The organism is Tolypothrix sp. PCC 7601 (assembly GCF_025677855.1).
Taxonomy (GTDB): Bacteria; Cyanobacteriota; Cyanobacteriia; order Cyanobacteriales; family Nostocaceae; genus Aulosira; species Aulosira diplosiphon.
In genome coordinates this window covers 4,173,223-4,195,645 of sequence record NZ_CP064879.1, presented here as the reverse complement: position 1 = coordinate 4,195,645, position 22,423 = coordinate 4,173,223, and the positions used below count along the sequence as shown (strand labels likewise).

Annotated in this window: 4 protein-coding genes; all 4 read right to left on the bottom strand. The window is 39.3% G+C overall.

Annotation, left to right across the window (positions count from 1 at the left end; genetic code table 11):
- Nucleotides 1-47 precede the first annotated feature (47 nt).
- The 4 genes from HG267_RS17390 to HG267_RS17375 all read right to left on the bottom strand — a co-directional run bounded on the left by HG267_RS17390 (nt 48) and on the right by HG267_RS17375 (nt 22,302).
- Nucleotides 48-5,843 carry an ATP-binding sensor histidine kinase gene (locus HG267_RS17390; protein WP_045869973.1) on the bottom strand — a complete coding sequence of 1,932 codons (5,796 nt, stop codon included), beginning with the start codon at nt 5,841-5,843 and terminating at the stop codon, nt 48-50.
- Nucleotides 5,844-5,918: 75 nt separating this feature from the next.
- Complete coding sequence (locus tag HG267_RS17385; protein WP_045869974.1) at nt 5,919-11,327, bottom strand: ATP-binding sensor histidine kinase; 5,409 nt, start codon at nt 11,325-11,327, stop codon at nt 5,919-5,921.
- A gap of 75 nt (nt 11,328-11,402) precedes the next feature.
- Nucleotides 11,403-16,811, bottom strand: a complete 5,409-nt coding sequence (locus HG267_RS17380) for an ATP-binding sensor histidine kinase (protein ID WP_045869975.1) — start codon at nt 16,809-16,811, stop codon at nt 11,403-11,405.
- A 76-nt stretch (nt 16,812-16,887) separates the two neighbouring features.
- Nucleotides 16,888-22,302 carry an ATP-binding sensor histidine kinase gene (locus HG267_RS17375; RefSeq protein ID WP_045869976.1) on the bottom strand — a complete coding sequence of 1,805 codons (5,415 nt, stop codon included), beginning with the start codon at nt 22,300-22,302 and terminating at the stop codon, nt 16,888-16,890.
- Nucleotides 22,303-22,423: the final 121 nt, after the last annotated feature.

The following is a 22,423-nucleotide window of genomic DNA, read 5'->3' as shown; positions in this document are numbered from 1 at the left end:
TCATCTGATATTTTCTCAATCTAGTATTCCCAGATGGATAAGTAGAGCTACAATTTATACGGCATATTAATGATAAATTCAGTGCCTTCACCAATAATAGATTGGCAAGACAATTTTCCACCGTGGGTTTCTTCAACAATTTGTTTAGCTATAGCCAAACCTAAACCTGTGCCTTTACCGACAGCTTTGGTAGTAAATAAATGGTCAAATATTTTTTGTTTTACCTCTTCGCTCATGCCCTTACCATTATCTGCAATAGCAATTTTGATAAGATGGTTCTCCCTAGAAGTTGTTACGTTAATACAGTTGGGATGAGCTTTGATTTCTGCAAAACTCCGGACGTTGTTTGATTCTTCTAATGCATCAATTGCATTAGCTAGAATATTCATAAATACCTGATTTAATTGCCCAGGGAAACATTCTATTTGGGGTAAATTACCGTAGTTAGTGATTATTTCAATCGCTGGACGTTGTTCGTTAGCCTTGAGACGATGTTTGAGAATTAAGATTGTGCTATCAATGCCTTCATGAATATTAAATGGTACTTTGTAATCTCTATCAGCACGGGAGAAAGTGCGTAGAGAAGTGCTGATATTTTTTAATCTATCGCAAGCCATTGTCATGGAATCGAGCATTTTGGGCAAGTCTTCTATGGTATAATCCAAATCAATTTCTGACTCGTGGTCGAGGATTTCTTCAGTTTTATCGCTTAAAGTTGCTTGATAGATTTTCAAATGTTCAACAATATCAGTAAGTGTGGGTTTAGCTTGTTTAAGACTGGCAGAAATAAAACCTAAAGGATTATTCATTTCATGGGCGACACCAGCAACTAAGTTACCCAAGGCAGACATTTTTTCACTTTGAATGATTTGTAATTGGGCTTGTTGCAAAGCCAGTTCAGCTTGTTTACGCTCGCTAATATCCAACAACAGTCCATCCCAAATTAATGTGCCATCAACCAGTTTTTCTATTCTTGCTTCTCCGTGAATCCATTTAATAATTCCAGAAGGTGTAATAATTCTTCCCTCCCACAGCCAGGGAGTTAAGGTTTGAATTGAATCTGCAACCGACTGATAATAAGATTCAATATCTTCTGGATGTCCCATATCTATGAGGATCTGCACATTGGCGATCGCTTCCTCAACACTGATTTCATAGAGGTTATAACAGTCACTACTCATGTATGACATTGACACCGAACCATCGGTAGCCATCAGGAATTGATACACCACCCCAGGAACGTTATCTACTAGATTATGGAAGCGGGATTGGGCAGTTTGTAACTCATGGAGCGATCGCTTTAATTCTTGAGCAGATTCCTGAGAACGTTGATAAAGTTGGGCATTTTCTAGGGAAATGGCGGCTTGAGCGCAGATGAGGTTGAGTAGTTCGATGCGTTCGCTCGTAAACGCCCCCTGTGCTAAATTATTTTCTAGATATAAAATGCCCAACAACTTACCTTGATGCAAAATCGGGCTGCACAAGATACTTTGAGGCTGTTGACGGATAATATAGGGGTCGTGAGTTAAGCTGATATCTGCGGTTGCATCCAATAAAACAACAGTTTGTTGACTATGCTTGACTTTGTAAATTAGCTTGTGGGGAATATCTTCGCTATCTTCAATAGAAAGACTTTGCAACAAGACTGGTTTTGTTCCTTGGGTAATTGCACCTTGAATTAATAGATGATTGTCTTGCAACAGCATTAACACGCATTTATCTGCGCCAGCATTTTCGATGATGATGGAAAGTAACGATACAAGCAGTTTTTCTAGTTTGATTTCACCAGAAATTGTCTGAAATGCTTGGAGAATTGCTTTTAAATCTAGAGTATCGGAGACACTGCTGCTAGAGGCTGAAGCACTGCTTTTTGTGAAAGTCCCCAAGGGTAAAATAGTTTCGTTAGTGGAAAAAGGCGAACGGTTTTGTTGTAATATGGGGGCGAGTAATTGGGGATAGCGTTTTTCTAAATCGGCGACTTTGGTTTTTGCTCCCCAACGAGCATAACAATAGTAGGCTTCAATCATGTATTCTTGAGCTATACGCTGTTTGCCCCAATCAAGATAGAATTTTGCAGCTAGTTCGTTAGCTAGTGCTTCTTCTTGTATGTATTTGTTAGCTTTCGCCCCAGAAATTGCCTTGTCATAACATTCAGTTGCTGCGATTTTTTCACCCAAAACCCGATGACGTTCAGCCTCTACTAAATACCATTTATGCAGGTGATTCATGGGGGCTTGTTGCGCCCATTGATGCAGAATAGTTTGATGGCTTTGCATCTCAACTAGAATGTCTGCTGAATCGGTTGGCGACTGACTGGGTAAAAGTGCTAGATGTGTGAGGGCAGCATAAAAGTGGAAAATGGCAATATGCACAGATCCGGCTGCTGCCATAAAATAGGGCTGGATTTGGTGAATATAGTCAAGGGCAGCCTGATAATTGCTAAACCAGTAAGCAAGCATCAGTTTGTAGATATATGCAAAAGCGATAGGCACAAGATCGTTGTCTTGCTGATGCTTCGGCCACATTAGTGTTTCATCGTAAAAAGTGCCAATTAAGCTATCGGGTTGACTGACTGTTTCTTGCAAATTCTCCAATACTTGACGCACTAAGTTTACTAGAATACAAGTCGCATCTTGTTTCACTTGGGTCAAAAACAGACTGAAAGCAGGTAATTCGGCAGACAAAGTATCTAAGTTTACATTAGCGAACAGTGCCATATAGGCATAACCCTGCATATCATAGCCAGCATAGAGAAAATTGCCAGTTTCCATACAACCTGTATAGGCTTCTTTCATGGTCAATAGCGTTGCTAACAGCGATTGTTGGCGATGTTGGATAAAACCGCCAAAAATACCAGCAACAAAGCCCTTTATCGCTTGGTTGTTGAATCTTTCCTGTAAGGAGATAGCTAAATAACCAAACTCGTAGCCAGTTTCCACCTCGTTAAAAAAAGAACATAACATCATGCCATGAGTTACATATCCTATGATTGAGGCGGGATTATTACCAAATTGCAGCGATAAGCGTACCATTGTTGCACTCAGCAGGGGTAATAGACTCGGATTGCCAACCAATATGGGTGCAAACAAAATTTTCAACAATTGCATTGCGGCGATCGCTTTGGGTTCACTCATTATGGGTAAGTCTATGAGTGAAGCAATTTCCCTACCGTTGAGTTGGGCTTGCAAGTCTTGTAAGGCTTTGCCAATCTGAGTTTCGTCTGCTTGTGTGGGTAAGTCTATGCCAAATTCTTTTAGTGCGTCTCTGGCGATGGCGATCGCTTCTAACATCTGGCCGCGAGCTGTTTGGGCGGCGATTTGAATTTCAAAAATCTTTACTTTGTCAAAAATCGTCTGCGCCTGCTGCAATACTAGTGCAGCCTGGTGTTCCATGCTTTCAAAGTCACCATTCAAATAACTGGCTTCGGCAGCTGCTACATACAAATTTAGGGCTAATTCATATTGTGTTTGCCAGCAGTTGGACTCTAAAAGGGCGATCGCCGTTTGGAAATACTCGGTAGCGGCACTATAAGCAGTAGCAGTTTTAGCTTTTACCCCTGCTTGAAAGTTTAATTGGGCTAGGGTTTGGCGATCGTTTGGTTGAGTGATCAATCCCAAACCTTGATTTAGATGACCAACAATATCAAATAGTCTTTCTTCTTGCTCATGTTCTAACAATCGTTGCTGAAGTAATCGTCCAATTTGTAGATGAGTTACCTGTTTTTGGTCATCAGGAATTAGAGAATAAGCCGCTTGTTGGACTCGGTCATGTAAAAATTTGTAATTAACAGTTTGTTGCTTTTCTGAAGTAGATACTTGAGTTTCTTGCCCAACATAAAACTTATAAACATCACCAATTGGTACAATCAAACCTTCTTGTAATGCTTTCCATAAACAAGCTGCTGTTTCAATTTCGGATTGTTCGGCAACAATTGCTAAAGTGGCTAAATCAAAAGAGTTACCAATACAAGCAGCTAACTGCAATACCTGTTGAGTTGATGGCGGTAATTTTTGCAATTGCGAACTCATAAAAGCCACAACATTATCTGTGACTGCTTGGATTGCCACTTGGGAAATATCACATTGCCAACAGCCCAATTCAAAATCAAAGTAAATGATATTTTCCTGGTATAATGCCTTCAGAAAATGGGTAGTAAAAAATGGATTGCCTAAAGTTTTTTGATAGATTAATTTAGAAAGATTCCATGCCAAATCTTCTGAGCATTTGAGTGTATCAGCCACTAATTTATTTACTTTTCCTTGACTCAGAGGTGCTAAAGTAATCTTGTTAATTGTGGCTTGTGTCTTTTGGATATCACTCAAGGTCATCAATAATGAATGTCCAGGGGTGACTTCGTTATCACGATAAGCTCCAATAATGAAAAGATGACCTGTATCAGCCGTTAATAGCTGCATTAACTTTAATGAAGCAGAATCAGCCCATTGCAAATCATCTAAAAATATGACTAAGGGATGTTCTTTAGTTGTAAAAATTTGAGTGAATTTTTGAAATAATAAATTAAAGCGATTTTGTGCGGCTGTTCCTGATAGTTCTGTAGCTGGTGGTTGTTTGCCAATAATGTTGTCTAATTCGGGTATAACGTCAATAATGACTTGTCCATTTTCCCCAACAGCCTCTAATATTTTATGTTTCCATATTTGAACTTGCACATCACTTTCTGTTAACAATTGCCCCATTAAATCGCGAAATGCTTGCACAAAGGCACTGAAGGGAATATTCCGTTGAAATTGGTCATATTTACCTTTAATAAAATAGCCGCGTTGTCTGACAATTGGTTTATGCACTTCGTTGACAACGGCTGTTTTTCCAATTCCAGAAAACCCAGCAACAAGCATCATTTCTGTTGTGCCAAGGCTAACTCTATCAAATGCTTTTAGTAGGGTTTGAACTTCTTTGTCTCGTCCATAAAGTGTATCAGGAATGATGAAGCGATCGCACACATCTCGACTAGCAATTTCAAAGCTTTGAATTTCGCCAGTTTCTTTTACCTGAGTTAAACATTTTTCTAAATCAAATTTCAATCCTAATGCACTCTGATACCTATCTTCGGCATTTTTCGCCATCAGTTTATTAACGACTTCTGAAATAACCGAAGAGATATCTGGATTAATTTCATGTATTAATGGGGGATTTTTAGCAAGATGAGAATGTACCAATTCCATCGCATCATTAGATGCAAATGGTAATTCTCCTGTCAGTAATTCAAAAAATGTTACACCCAAAGAATAAAAATCTGTGCGATAATCAATTCCTCGATTCATTCTCCCTGTTTGCTCTGGAGATATATAAGCCAGTGTTCCTTCCAAGACATTGGGATTAACTAGGGTTTGGGTTTCTCTGGGTAATAGGGAAGCAATACTAAAATCGATTAATTTAACTTGTTTAGTTTCAGGATTAATTAAGATATTGCTGGGTTTAATATCTTTGTGGATAATCCGCTCATGATAGAGTAAGTCTAAGGTGTCGCAGAGTGCGATCGCTAAAACTAAAAACTCCTCTCTAGATGTGACACGCTGATTTTTTGTAAAATAATCCTTGAGAGAAATTCCCCCAAAGTCTTCCATAATTAACATATAGCCATTATTGATTGCTTCCAGGCTATAGGTTTGGATAATTAGGGGGGATTTGAGATTTTTGCCAATGGTGTATTGGTTGCGAAATAACAACAGTTCGCTAAAACTGGGATAAGGATTTTTCAGCAGTTTAATGACTACTGGTGCTGAGTCAGTTTCTCGAACTGCGCGATAAACTATTGTTCTCGAACCATTGTAGAGTTCTTCACTAATGCGATATCCGGGAATACTGACAAGAGTGCTAACCATATTGCGTTCATCCTAATGATTTCTCAATCTAGTATTCCCAGATAGCTGAATTTATCTGTAAGGTCAAGCTAGAATTTACACTGGTATTTCAATGATAAATTCAGTACCTTTACCGAGGATAGATTGGCAATTCAACTTACCACCGTGGGTTTCTTCCACGATTTGTTGAGCGATAGCCAAGCCTAAACCTGTACCTTTTCCTACAGCTTTGGTAGTAAATAAATGGTCAAAGATTTTGTGTTTTACCTCTTCGCTCATACCTTTACCATTATCAGCAATAGTAATTTTTACAAGATTATTATCCCTAGAAGTTGTGAGGGTAATGCGGTTAGGATTGGTTTGAATATCCTGAAAACTCCGGCCGTTGTTTGACTCATCTAAAGCGTCAATTGCATTAGCTAAGATATTCATAAATACCTGATTTAATTGCCCAGGAAAACATTCAACTAGGGGTAAATCACCGTAGTTAGTGATTACTTCAATTGCGGGACGTTGTTCGTTGGCTTTGAGACGATGTTTGAGAATTAAGATGGTACTATCAATGCCTTCGTGAAGATTAAATGGTACTTTATAGTCTCTATCAGCACGGGAAAAAGTCCGTAGAGAAGTGCTAATGTTTTTGAGCCGATCGCAAGCCATTGTCATGGAATCGAGCATTTTGGGTAAGTCTTCTAAGCTATATTCCAAATCAATTTCTGCCTCGTGGTCGAGGATTTCTTCAGTTTTATCGCTGAAAGTTGCTTGATAGAGTTGCAAATGTTCAACAATATCAGTAAGTGTGGGTTTAGCTTGTTGGAGACTAGCAGCAATAAATCCTAAAGGATTATTCATTTCGTGAGCGACACCAGCGACTAAGTTACCCAAGGCAGACATTTTTTCACTTTGGACGATTTGTAATTGGGCTTGTTGTAAATTATGTAGTGCTTGTTCTAATTCTTGGGCATATTGCTGAGAACGTTGATAAAGTTGGGCATTTTCTAGGGAAATGGCGGCTTGGGCGCAGATGAGGTTGAGTAGTTCCACGCGATCGCTGGTAAACGCTCCCTTTGCTAAACTATTTTCCAGATATAAAATGCCCAGTAATTTACCTTGATGTAAAATCGGGCTGCACAAAATACTTTGAGGCTGCTGACGGATAATATAAGGATCGTTGGCTAAGGTGGTATCTGTGGTTGCATCCAGCAATACCAAAGTTTGTTGATTGTGCTTGACTTTGTATATTAACTTGTGGGGAATGTCTTGGCTGTCTTCAATTGCAAGACTTTGCAACACAACGGGTTTTGTTCCTTGGGTAATTGCGCCTTGAATTAGCAGATGATTGTCTTGCAGGAGCATTAACACGCATTTATCAGCCCCAGCATTTTCGATGATGATGGAAAGTAAGGATAAAAGTAGTTTGTCTAGTTCGATTTCACCAGAGATAGCTTGAGATGCTTTGAGAATTGCTTTTAAATCTAAGGTATCTGAGATACTGGTACTACTGGATGTAGCAGCACTGCTAGATGTCACATTCCCCAAAGGAAAAATAGTTTCGTTAGTAGAAAGAACAGAACGGCTTGGTTGTAATATGGGTGAAAGTAATTGGGGATAACGGGTTTCTAAGTCAACGACTTTGGCTTTTGCTCCCCAACGGGCATAACAATAATATGCTTCTTGCATATAGCCTGCGGCAACTTTCTCTTTCTCCCAGTTGAGATAGAATTTAGCAGCTAGTTCGTTAGCCAGGGCTTCTTCTTGGATGTAGCCATTGGCTTTGGCACAAGAAATCGCTCGGTCGTAAAATTCTATTGCTGTAGTTTTATCACCTAAAACTTGATGTTTTTCTGCCTCCACTAAATAGAATCGATGCAACTGATTCATGGGTGCATAATTTGCCCACTGTTGCATGATTTGTTGATTTTCTGCTACCTGCTGTAAAATCTGCTGTTGTTCTGTGGATGATGCGGTAGGATATAAAGCAAGTTGCACTAAAGAATCATAAAAGTTGAGCAATGAAATATTAGTCATTGCATATCCTAAACCGGAAGATTGACATTGTTTAGCTTTAATCGCATATTCCACTGCCAAATCTAGGACTTGAAACAGATAGCAAAGCATCAATTTATTGACACAAAAATGCCATAAACTATTAGGATCTCTAGCTTGCCCATTTAATAGCAGCATTGAATTTTCATCGTAGGCTGTACCAACTAATTCCCAAGGTGTAGTTGTTGGCTCGATTAAATTCAAGACTATTTGGTGATAAATATTGTGATAATTTAGTGTGGCTTGTTTGTGAATTTTAGCTAAAGCTGCACCATAAATCGCCAACTCATTCGCTAGTGTAGTTAATTCTTGACCAGCAACATAAGCGTGGTAGCAATAAACAGATGCACCGTGGCAGGCAAAAGCTAAGTCTCCAATCTCTAAACCTCTGGCATAAGCTTGCAGTAGCGGCTTGAGGGTAGCGGTGAGAGGTTCTTTCCAGTGGGTGATAAAACCATGAACAACCACCAGGACTCTCGCTTCATATTCACTATCTGAAAACTTGGAAAGCAGTTGCAAAGCTAACTGACCAAATTCATAACCTGGGAGGATACTGTTTGACTGACCACTCAGCATCAGTCCATACCCTGAGTAAACAAAGGAACTAGCGGAGGTGTTGCCGTATTTGATGGATAGAGACAGTTCCTTCGGCACTAGCAAGCGGTGGAGTAGCGGTTTTCCTAGATAAGCAGGGGTATCTACTTTAACTAAGACACGTAAGGCAGTGCGTAATTCCGGTTGCTGCATTTCTGGTAAATCAGCTAACTCAGCTACTGTTTTATCACTGAGGAGAGCTTGAATTTCCTGTAAACCCAGAAAAAAATCTAGATCTGTCGGTTCTGAGGGAAACTCAATGCCAATCGGCTGCAAAAATTGCATGGCTGTATCAATAGCTGCCAAGAACTGACTTTGGATTGTGTAGGATTCAATTTTGATTTCGTAGACTTTGGCTGTATCAATGATTGCTTTAGCTTGTTGTAAAACTTCCTGGGCAAAGTTTTCCATTAAGTCCAGTTCGCCACTGAGATAACTGGCTTCGGTAGCTTCGTTATATAAGCTTAAGGTGAAATCATAGTTAGATTGCCAAGGGTTGAGAGGGAGTAACTCAATACTGATTTTTAGGTAAGCCAATGCAGCATTGTATGCGGTTGAGGCTTTGGCTTTTTTCCCGGCGATGAAATTTAAGCGGGATAGTTGATGGCGTTCTGTAGGTTCATGGAATTGTTCAATGCCAATATTTAATTGATTCGCGATCGCAAAAACCTGTTCCTCTATTTCTGCTTCTGGGGTATTTTCCCACAGTAAACGACCGATTTTGACATGGGTTGTCTGTTTTTGGTCATTGGGAATTAGGGAATAGGCGGCTTGTTGGACGCGATCGTGTAGAAACTTGTATTGTAGGGTTGCTTGTGAGGTATCCTGCGTTGCTTGAGTTTCCGACAAATAAAATTTGTACAAATCGCTTTGGGGCAGAATCAACCCTTCCTGTAATGCTTTCCACAATGTTGTTGCGACTTCTGTTTGGGATTGCTGGGAAACAATCGCCAGGGTGATTAAATCAAAATTTGCGCCAATACAAGCCGCCAGTTTTAATATCTCTTGGGTGGCTGGTGGTAGCTTTTGCAATTGCTGCGCCATCAATTCGACCACATCATCGGTCAACGCTGCATCTCGCACTTGCACAATATCACATTGCCAATGCCCTGCACCCCAGTCAAAGGTAATTAACTGATCTTGATGTAATGCCTTGAGGAACTGAGTGGCAAAGAAGGGATTTCCCTGAGTTTTCTGTATCACCAGTTCTGTCAGTGGTTGCACTACAGATGTGGGAGCATGAAGGGTATCGGCAATCAAATGATTGAGACTGCTGAAATTCAGGGGTTGTAGGGTGATGGTGTCGATTTTTGCCCCGGTTTTCTCCATCTCATTCAGGCTCAATATCAAGGGATGGGCGGCAAATACCTCATTATCCCGATACGCGCCTAACAGTAATAAACAACCCGTTTGCGACTCAGACATTAACACCTGAATCAAATTCAAGGAAGCAGAATCTGCCCATTGCAAATCATCCACAAACATCACCAACGGATGTAAAGGGGTGGTAAAGACTTGAATGAACCTTTGAAACAACAAATTAAACCGATTTTGGGCGGCGGTTCCTGATAATTCTGCTGCTGGGGGTTGTGCGCCAATAATCTGTTCCAATTCAGGAATCAGTTCGACAATCACTTGGGCATTTTCTCCCAGTGCTGCTGAAATCTGCGTTTTCCACTGTTGTAATTGGGTATCACTTTCGGTCAATAATTGCCCTATTAAATCTCGAAAGGCTTGCACAAAGGCACTGAAGGGAATATTGCGATTAAATTGGTCGAATTTGCCCTTAATAAAATAACCGCGTTGTCTGACTATGGGTTTATGCACTTCATTGACAACCGCAGTTTTCCCAATTCCTGAAAACCCAGCCACCAGCATCATTTCTGTTGTGCCTTGACTGACTCGCTCAAATGCTTCTAGTAGGGTTTGAACTTCGGCTTCTCTACCGTAAAGTTTATCTGGGATGATGAAGCGATCGCACACATCCCGACTAGCAATTTCAAAGCTTGAAATTTCACCAGTTTCTCTTAACTGAGTTAGACATTTTTCTAAATCTAATTTCAATCCCAATGCACTCTGATACCTATCTTCAGCATTTTTCGCCATTAATTTCCTGATGATTTCTAAGATAACCGATGGGATATCTGGATTCATTTCATGTATTAATGGGGGCATTTTAGCAATATGAGAATGCACCAATTCCATCGCATCATTAGATGAGAATGGTAACTCACCTGTGAGTAATTCATAGAAAGTTACACCCAGGGAATAAAAATCTGTGCGATAATCAATTCCTCGATTCATTCTCCCTGTCTGTTCTGGAGATATATAAGCGAGTGTACCTTCTAAAACATTGGGGTTAACTAGGGTTTGGGTTTCTCTGGGTAATAATGATGCAATGCTAAAGTCGATTAACTTAACTTGTTTAGTCTCAGGATTAATTAAGATATTGCTGGGTTTGATATCTTTATGAATAATTCTCTCATGGTAGAGTAAGTTGAGAATGTCGCAGAGGGCGATCGCGATTGCTAAAAATTCCTCAACAGATATGAAACTCTGATTTTTGCTGAAATATTCCTTGAGAGAAATACCGCCAAAATCCTCCATGATTAACATATAGCCATTATTGATTGCGTCAAGGCTATAGGTTTGGATAATCAGAGGTGAGTTAAGATTTTTGCCGATGGTGTATTGATTGCGAAATAATAACAGTTCGCTAAAACTGGGATAAGGATTTTTCAGTAGTTTAATAACTACTGGTACTGAGTCAGTTTCTCTAACTGCACGATAAACCAGCGTTCTCGAACCATTGTAGAGTTCTTCACTAATGCGATATCCGGGAATACTGACAAGATTGCTAACCATATTGCGCTCATCCTAATGATTTCTCAATCTAGTATTCCCAGATAGCTGAATTTATCTGTAAGGTCAAGCTAGAATTTACACAGGAATTTTAATGATAAATTCAGTACCTTCTCCTAGTGCGGAAATGCAACTTAACTTACCTCGATGTTTTTCTACGACAATTGAATAGCTAGTTGACAGCCCTAAGCCAGTACCGCTACCTACTGGTTTTGTCGTAAAAAATGGATTAAATATCTGATTTTGCACCGACTGACTCATTCCTATACCGTTATCGGCAATCCGAATAATTACATTTTTGTTTTCAGTTAATTCGGTTTTAATTATAATAGTTGGTTGGCGATTGTTATCTGATGTTTCTAAGGCATCAATGGCATTATTGATGATATTCATAAACACTTGGTTGAGAGCCGAAGCATAACAATTAACTAAAGGTAATACTCCATATTGTTTCCTGAGTATAATTTCTGGACGTTTACTATTACTTTGAAGTCGATGCTGCAAAATTAACAACGTACTTTCAAGACCAGAGTGAATGTCTACTTCTTTGATTTCTGATTCATCCAAGCGAGAAAAATTTCGTAGGGACAGCACTATTTGACGAATACGTTCTGCTCCCACTTTCATCGAAGATAGGAGATTAGGTAAATCATCTAAGATAAATTCTAGGTCAATATCTGCAATTTTTTGGGCAATTTCTGGCAGTGTTTGCGGATACATTAACTGGTATAAATCATTTAATTCAATTAAGGATGTGACATATTCATTTGCTGCTACTAAGTTGCCATAGATGAAATTAATCGGATTATTAATTTCATGGGCAATTCCCGCAACTAATTGTCCTAAACTGGACATTTTCTCAGCTTGAATTAGTTGGGCTTGAGTTGAGTAAAGTTGATTGAGTGTTGATTCTATCTGAGTAGCTTTTGTTGTTAATTCCTGGGTGCGTTCTGCTACTTTTTGTTCAAGATTGTGGGAATAATCCTCTAATTGATGATACAGTTTGGCATTCTCTAGAGAAATTGCCGCTTGGGTGCAGAGTAAGTTGAGTATTTCAATGCGATCGCTGGTAAATGCTCCCAATGTTAAATTATTTTCTAAGTATAAAATGCCCATCAATTTGCCCTGATTAAGAATTGGCGCACAGAAAATACTCTTGGGTGCATGGTGCAAAATATAAGGATCAGCCAGCAAAGTTGGCTCGACTACGGCATTTTCCACAACAGCCGCAACCAGAGTATTTTTAACTCGATTAATTAAGCTAACAGATACGATTTCTTCACAGGGTAGAGATTGTAAAATTATGGCTCTTTGTTGCAATTGAGATAATGCTTCAATTACCCAACAATCACCTTTTGGCATCAGTAATGCACATTTATCGGCTCCAGCATTTTCCAAAATTACTTGAAGTAAGGTTGAGAGTAATTTCTCTAACTCAATTTCGCGGGAAAGTGATTGAAAGGCTTTGAGAATAGTTGCTAAATCGAGGGCTTGTGAGATGCTAGTATTGCTCAGGGAGGAACTTTGAATTGTGTGAGAGGAGATAGAAAGGATTGTTTCTGTTGGTTTAAAAGTTGGTTGTTGTTTGTGCAAAATTGGTAGCAGTAATTGGGGATAACGGCGTTCTAAATCGATGATTTTGGCTTTTGCACCCCAACGGGAATAACAGTAATAAGCCTCCATCATGTAGGTTTGAGCAATTTTTTCTTTGTCCCAATCAAGATAAAATTTGGCTGCCAATTCGTTAGCTAAGGCTTCTTCGTTGAGGAATTGGTTGGTTTTAGCTAGGGTAATTGCTTGTTGATAATTTTCTATGGCGGCTACTTTATCACCACAAACTCGACACTTTTCTGCTTCTATTAAATGCCATTTATGCAAATGATTCATGGGGGCATTTTGCGCCCACTGGTAGAGAATTTGTTGATGGTTTTCGACTTGGGCGAGTAGTTCCTCTGGCGCTGTGGAAATAACTGCTAAATGGGTGAGGGCTGCATACAAATGGAAAATGGGAACAATAATTAATCCTGACAATGCCATTAAACAGGACTGACCTTGGGTAATATAGTCGAGAGCAGCGTGATAATTGCCAAAAGAATAGGCAAGTAGCAGTTTATAGATATAAGCACAGGCAAATGCAGCCAGATCCTGATCTTGTGTGTGCTTGGGAAACATTGCTGTCTCATTGTAGAAAATGCCAGTTAAGCAATCAGGTTGGCTGACAGGTTCTCGCAATTGCTCTACTGTTTGCTGTACCATCGCCAAATAAGTTCGCGCCGAATCTTGTTTTACCTGAACGAGACCAGCATTATAAGCAGATAATTCAGCAGCTACAGCATTCAGTTCTACACCAGAGAACAATAGGGTAGTAGCATAACTTAGTATGATGTAGCCAGCGTAGAAAAAATCACCAGTCTCCATCCCCGCCACATAGCCTTCTTTCAGGATGAGTCGGGTTTTTGATAGTGCTTGTCGGCGATGATGGATGAAAGGCGCAAACAAGGTGAGAACGATGCACTTCATTCTCTGAGCATTCAATTTTTCCAGTAATGAGAGAGCTAATTTACCAAACTCATAACCAATTTCAACTTCGCCAAAAAAGGCACACATCACCATCCCATGAATTGCATAGCCAGGGATTGAGGTGGGAGTATTACCAAACTCCAGGGATAAGCGTACCATCGTCGTACCGAGAATGGGCATTAAACCAGGCATTCCCAGTAACACTGGTGGGAACAACATACTTAATATCTGCATTGCAGCTTGAGTTTGAGGTTCACTCATCGGAGGTAAGTCAATCAGGGAAGCAATTTCTCGGCCGCTAAGTTGCTGATTTAGTGTTTGAAAGGCTTTCCCAATCTGAGTTTCATCTACTTGGGTGGGTAATTCGACTCCCAATTGGGCGAGAGCTTCTCTACCCACTGCGATCGCTGCTAATATTTGGCTACTAGCTGTGAGTGCGGCAATTTGAATTTCGTAGATTTTAACTTTGTCAACAATGCTCTGGGCCTGCTGTAACACCAAGAAAGCAAGTTGTTCCATAGCATCGAAATCACCATTCAAATAACTGGCTTCTGTTGCTGCTATATACAAATTCAAAGCTAATTTATACTGACTTTGCCAACAATTAATCTCTAATAACTCAATTCCTGTCTGAAAATACTCTCTAGCGGCGGTGTATGCAGTAGAATTTCGAGCTTTATTCCCAGCTTTTAAGTTGAGTTTTGCTAAGGCTTCTCGTTCCTGTGGTTGATGAATTAATGCTTGTCCTTGATTCAAATGCCCCACAATATCAAACAGTTTTTCTTCTCGTTCTATTTCAGCAGAAATTTGCAGAAGTAACTGTCCTATTTTCAGGTGAGCCACTTGCTTTTGGTCATCAGAAATCAGGAAATAAGCTGCTTGTTGAACGCGGTCATGTAAAAAGCGATAAACTGGATTAGCTGCTGCATAATCACTAGATATATCTTCAGATTGAACAAAGAATTTATAAATTTCTGTACTCGGAATAATCAGTCCCGCTTGCAATGCTTTCCATAAATCTGCTGCTGTGACTTCTGCTGTTTGTTCAGAAATAATCGCCAATGTCTGTAAATCAAACTGCGCCCCTATGCAAGCTGCTAGCTTGAGAATATTTTGAGTTAGCTGGGGGAATTTCTGCAGTTGGAGGGACATAAATTCCACTACATCATCGGTAATTGCTAAAGCTTTGATTTGAGCAATATCACACTGCCAATGGCGAGATACTAAATCAAAATTGATTAGTTGTTCATTATTTAATGCTTTAAGAAATTGGGTAGCAAAAAAAGGATTACCTTTAGTTTTTTGATAAATTAATGTTGTCAAAGGTCGGGCAAGTAATGATTCACAATTTAGTGTATCTGCGACTAACTGATTGAGGTTGATGTCGCTTAATGCTTGGAGGATGATTTGATTGATGACTGCTTCAGTTTTTTTTAGCTCATTTACCGCCAGGATGAATGGGTGAGTTGGTGATACTTCATTATCTCGATATGCACCCAAGAGAAACAAATATTTTGTATCTTGCATTAACAGTTGTAACAATTTCAGAGATGCGGCATCTGCCCATTGCAAATCATCTAAAAATATGACTAAGGGATGTTCTTGATTAGTGAAAATTTGTACAAACTTTTGCAAGAGTAAATTAAATCTATTTTCGGCAGCAGTCCCCGATAGCTCTATAACTGGTGGTTGTGCGCCAATAATACTTTCCAATTCGGGAATTACATCAATTAAAACTTGCCCATTTTCACCCACAACTGCCAGAATTCTGCTTTTCCAATTGTTGATTTGATGATCAGATTCTGAGAGTAATTGCCCCATTAAATCGCGAAATGCTTGCACAAAGGCACTGAAGGGAATATTCCGTTGAAATTGGTCATATTTGCCTTTAATAAAATAGCCACGTTGTCTGAGGATTGGTTTATGGACTTCGTTGATAACGGCTGTTTTTCCAATTCCCGAAAACCCAGCTACTAGCATCATTTCTGTTGTGCCTTGGCTGACTCTCTCGAATGCTTGTAGTAAAGTTACAACCTCTGCTTCTCTGCCATAGAGTTTATCAGGAATAATGAAGCGATCGCACAAATCCCTAGTAGCAATTTCAAAGCTTTGAATTTCACCAGTTTCCTTTAGCTGAGTTAAACATTTTTCTAAGTCAAATTTTAATCCCAATGCACTCTGATATCTGTCTTCAGAATTTTTCGCCATCAACTTACTGACAATTTCTGAGATAACTGAGGGGATATCTGGATTAATTTCATGTATGAATAGGGGAATTTTCGCAAGATGAGAATGTACCAATTCCATCGCCTCATCAGACTGGAATGGTAACTCATCTGTGAGTAATTCATAAAAAGTTACACCCAGGGAATAAAAATCTGTGCGATAATCAATCCCCCGATTCATTCTCCCTGTCTGTTCGGGAGAGATATAAGCCAGTGTCCCTTCTAAAACATTGGGATTGACTAATGTTTGGGTTTCTCTGGGTAATAATGATGCAATACTAAAGTCGATTAATTTAACTTGTTTAGTTTCGGGATTAATTAAGATATTGCTAGGTTTGATATCTTTATGAATGATCCGCTCATGGTAGAGTAAGTCTAGGATGTCACAGAGTGCGATCGCGATCACTAAAAATTCCTCTAGAGGTGTGACATTTTGATTTTTAGTGAAATAATCCTTGAGGGAAATCCCCCCAAAGTCTTCCATGACTAACATATAGCCATTTTGGAATGATTCGAGGCTATAGGTTTGAATAATTAGAGGTGAGTCGAGATTTTTGCCAATGGTATACTGATTGCGAAATAACAACAATTCGCTAAAGCTGGGATAAGGATTTTTCAGTATTTTGATCACTACTGATAGTGAATCACTGTCTCTAACTGCGCGATAAACCAGTGTTCTCGAACCATTGTAGAGTTCTTCACTAATGCGATATCCGGGAATATTGACAAGATTGCTCACTATATTGCCCTAATTCTAGTAATTTCTAAATCTAGTATTCCCAAATATCTGAAGTTATTTGTAATTTTGAAGTTCAAATCTACACAGGTAGTTCAATAATAAATTCTGCTCCTTCTCCTAAAGCTGACTCACATTTCAACTTTCCACCGTGGGTTTCTTCGACAATCTGACGCGCGATAGCTAATCCTAATCCGGTACCTTTACCAACTGCTTTGGTGGTAAATAAATGGTCAAAAATCTTGTCTTTTACGGATGTAGTCATACCTTTACCGTTATCTGCGATCGCAATTTTCACTTTTTTATCTACAATTGAGGTGGTAATTGTAATTAGGTTGGGATTGGCTGTAATTTCTGTAAATTTTCGCCCCTGATTGAACTCCTCCAAGGCATCAATAGCATTAGCCAGGATATTCATAAATACCTGATTTAATTGCCCAGGAAAACATTCAACTTGGGGTAAATTACCGTAGTTAGTGATTACTTCAATCGCAGGACGTTGTTCGTTAGCTTTCAGGCGATGTTTGAGAATTAAAATCGTGCTATCTATGCCTTCATGAATATTAAATGGTACTTTGTAATCTTTATCAGCACGGGAGAATGTTCTTAAACTAGTGCTGATATTTTTTAACCTGTCGCACGCCAACATCATTGATGTCATCATTTTTGGCAAGTCTTCTAAGCTATATTCCAAATCAATATCCTCAGCATGATTCAGAATTTCTGCACCTGGCTCAGTAAAGTTTTCCTGATATAAATTTAAGTGGTTAACAATATCATTTAAAGTGGGTTTTGCTTGTGCCAAACTAGCAGCAATAAAGCCCAAAGGATTATTCATTTCGTGAGCGACACCAGCGACTAAATTACCCAAAGCTGACATTTTCTCACTTTGAACAATTTGTAATTGTGCCTGTTGTAAATCTTGTAATGCTTGCTGTGCTTGTTGATAAAGCCGCGCATTTTCAATTGATATTGCAGCTTGGGAGGAAAGTAGTTTGATTACTTGTAGGCGTTCGTTAGTAAATACTCCAGTTGTTAACTTATTTTCGAGATAGATAATTCCTAACAAATGCCCTTGGTTGATAATTGGGGTACATAATACACTATGTGGTTGATGTTGCAGCATATATTCCCCAAGTAAACCAGGAATATTTGTTTGGCAATTATTGATCACCACAGTTTCTTGAGTATTTTTAACGTAATTGATTAGGCTTGTGGGAATATGTTGACAAGTATCTAAGGGTTGTGGTTCAAGAACAGTTTTTATATCTGTTTGGGAAGTTGATTTGTGATCGATAAAGGTGAACGCCTGGACTTGCCATTGATTTTCTTGGGGAAGTATGATGACAGATTTTTTTGCCCCAGAGTTTTCGAGGATAATTAGAGTGAGTTGGGCAATCAATTCGTCTAATTCTAAAGTACTAGAAATGGCTAGCGCTGCTTTGAAAACTGAATTTAAATCTAGGACATCAGAAATACTAGTTTTAGCTGTACAACTAGAAGAAGATGTGGAAGTACTAATAATAGTGGCAATAGTTTCTAGGGGATTTAAACCAAATTTTTGTTGTTGCAGGATGGGTTGTAGTAGTTGCGGATAGCGTTTTTCTAAGTCATCAGTTTTGGCTTTTGCACCCCAACGGGCATAGCAGTAATATGCTTCTTGCATATAGCCTGCGGCAACTTTTGGTTTACCCCAATCTAAATAAAATTTAGCCGCTAGTTCATTGGCTAATGCTTCTTCATAGCCATATTCATTTGCTTGAGCTTGGGTAATTGCTTGCTCATAAAGTTCAATTGCTTCAGTTTTTTCTTGATTGATCCGTGCTTTTTCAGCTTGAATTAGTAGAGATTTGTGTAGGATATTTTCAGGACAAGCTTTTGCCCAAAGATTTAACTTTTCTTCTAAAGGAATCAGTGCTTGCCAGTGGTGTTGTTTTACTGCATATTCACTAGCAGTTTTAGCTAATGCTAAATGCATTAATGCCACATAAAAAACGCTAGAAGGAACTTTAGCATGGCTAGAAATTGTATTTTCAATGATGCTGAGTTGCAAAATTAAATGAGGATAGGCGATTTGGTCATCAAATAAATAAGCATGGCGAATTTTCACAGAATATAACCAAGCCAAGTTATAAGGAGAATTCTGGTATTTTTGCAAATATTGGGCTTCACTAAAACTGTCATCATCAAAAGTAAATCTTGTTTTTGTTAATCCCAGAAGATTGCGAATTGGTTGAATCACCCCTGCGATTAAAGCATCCAAATTATCTAAGCTTTTGATATGCGCCATAAAAGCGGCGTGATTTTGCGCGATCGCATACAAATCTTCTAAGTTCTTTCCGTAAGTCAGGCGATCGGAACCACTCTGCATCATCATAAAGCCGACTGTGAGCCAGTTTCCGGCTTCCATGCCATATTTATAGGCGTTGTTATAGTATTGATCCGCTTCTCTAATTGGGCGACTCCAGCTATGAACATCAGCTGCAAACAAAAAGTTAGTCATACCGCGCACATCAGCATTGTCAAACTGTTCGCACAGTTGTACCGCCATTTCGCCAAATTGATAAGCTGTAGCACAGTCTTTCAGTACGCCATTGGCGATTAAGCCATAACCGACATAACCAAAGGGAGACATATCGCTGTTACCATACTGCAAAGACAGTGTGGTCATTTTGGCGAGTGCTAATAATGCTAAGGTACTTTGACCATCCAGCCATGCCGCATAGAAGAGAATTTGTAAAATTCGCAGGATTTCTGCAATGTTGGCATCTTGCATTTTAGGAGCTGCAAGCATGGATTCAATGCTATGCTGCTCTAAAAACTGCTGAACTGTGGCGATTTCTGCATCTAGGCTAGCTTGGATCTTCTCCTGTGCTTGTGGCATTGTCCACCCAAGCAGCTGTAAACTTTGACGTTGAATAGCGATCGCCTCAGCATTTCTTCCCTGAAGTTGGTACTGAGTCATTTGCACGCGATAAATGATCGCTTGATCCAGGGGAGTTTGAGCATAGGTAAGTGCTTCTTTGTATAAGGCTTCGGCTTGATCAAAGTTACTACAAAGATAAGTGGCTTCGGAACCATCACGATGTAAACTATACATAAGTGTATAGTTCTGATGCCAAGTATTTTCAGATAATAAAGCGATACCAAGGGTGCAATAATCCTGGGCAGCTTGATAAGCGGCTGAAAGTTTGGCTTTTTGACCAGCTTTTAAATTGAGAGTAGCCAATTCTTGTTTTTGCTCATCTGTGGTGATCACAGCTTTTCCCATATTCAGCTGGTTCACCAGGTCAAAAATCCGCTCTTCTTGTTCCTGGGGGGATAAGCCTTGTAACAACAATTGACCAATGCGGAAATGAGTATACTGCTTTTGCTCCTCGGGAATCAATGAGTATGCTGCTTGCTGAACGCGATCGTGGAGGAATTTGTAGGTAACAATCTCGGAACCTTTCACCCCATCCTGCGATTCCCGCCCGACATAGAATTTATAAACTTCACTCTGGGGTAAAATTAGCCCTTCTTGTAAGGCTTTCCATAAAGCTGTAGCAGTTTCAGTTGCCGATTTTTCCCAAATAATCGCCAATGTCACCAAATCAAAAGAGTTACCAATACAAGCCGCAAATTTGAGAATTTCCTGTGTTGTTTCAGGCAATTTTTGTAACTGCAATGCCATGAATTCGACAACATCATCAGAAAGCGATAAGGCCTTGACTTCTGCAATGTCGCATTGCCAATTTCCCTCATGCCAATTAAATTTAATCAATCCATCTTCATATAGTGCTTTGATAAATTGGGTGCTAAAAAATGGATTTCCTCGAGTTTTTTGATAAATTAATTGTGTTAATGGCTGGGCAATTTCCGATGAGCAACTTAAGGTGTCAGCCACCAATTGATTTAAACTAGAGAGGCTCAAAGCTGCCAGGGTAATAGTATTGATAGTAGCTTGAGCTTTGCTAATTTCGTCTAAAGTAAATATTAAAGGATGGGCGGCGGAAACTTCATTATCTCGATAAGCACCAATTAATAATAAGTATCCCCCGTCCGATTCACCCATCAGTAATTCCATCAACTTTAGTGATGCCGAATCTGCCCATTGTAAATCATCTAAAAACATCACTAAAGGATGTTCTTTAGTAGTGAAGACCTGGACAAATTTCTGAAATAATAAATTAAAGCGGTTTTGGGCAGCAGTTCCCGGTAATTTGGTTGCTGGTGGTTGATGTCCAATAATTCTTTCTAATTCGGGAATAACTTCAATAATTACCTGACCATTTTCCCCTAAAGCCGCTAAAATCTTGTTTTTCCAACTTTTAATTTGAGCATCGCTTTCTGTAATTAATTGTCTCATTAAATCACGGAAGGCTTGCACAAATGCAGAAAAAGGAATATTGCGATTAAATTGGTCGTATTTACCTTTAATAAAATAACCGCATTGACGAACAATCGGTTTATGTACTTCCTTAACAACCGCAGTTTTGCCAATCCCAGAAAACCCTGCTACTAGCATCATTTCTGTTGTACCGTGACTAACACGCTCAAATGCTTGCAGCAAGTTTTCTACTTCGCTTTCTCTGCCATATAATTTATCAGGAATAATAAAGCGATCGCATACATCTCTTTGTGCAATTGGGAAACTCTCAATTTTGCCAGTTTCCTGCAGTTGAATTAAGCATTTTTCTAAATCAAATTTCAGCCCTAATGCACTCTGATAGCGGTTTTCAGCATTTTTCGCCATCAATTTGTGCACAATTTCTGAGAGTACAGGAGGAATTTTTGGGTTAATTGTATCTGCTAAAGGTGCAGTTTTCGCAATGTGACAATGTACCAACTCCATTGCATCTGGCGTTGTAAAAGGTAATTCTCCAGTTAGTAATTCATAAAAACTGACACCTAAGGAATAAAAATCAGTGCGATAGTCAATCCCCCGATTCATCCGTCCAGTTTGTTCTGGAGAAATATAACCTAATGTCCCTTCTAAGACATTGGGACTAATTAAAGTTTGCGTTTCTCTTGGTAGTAAAGATGCAATACTAAAGTCAATTAATTTTACCTGTTGCGTTTCTGGGTTAATCAGGATATTGGCAGGTTTAATATCTTTATGAATAATCCGCTCGTGATATAAAATGTCTAAGGTGTCACAGAGTGCGATCGCAATCTTTAAAAATTCCTCTAGACAAATCCCACCTAAAGCCTCTACCCTAGCAAAATCCTTGAGGGAAATCCCCCCAAAGTCTTCCATTACGAACGCATAGCCATTTTGGTAAGCTTCCAAGCTGTAGGTTTGGATAATACTGGGGTAGTTGAGATTTTTGGCGATTGTATATTGATTGCGAAACTGCACTATTTCGCCAAAACTGGGATAAGCATTTTTAAGCAGCTTGATGACTACACCCAAAGAGTCAGCCTCTCGAACTGCGCGATAAACTATAGTTCTGGAACCATTGTAGAGTTCTGCCGCAATCTGATATCCAGGAATACTAACTACTGTGTTAAGCATACTGTCGCATTTTTAAGACTTCAGCATTTATTATTCCCAGTTAGTGACAGTAAATAATTGATTGTTGACTAAATAGTTATTGTCAAACACTTCATTAATGCAGGACTAAAAATACTGTAGC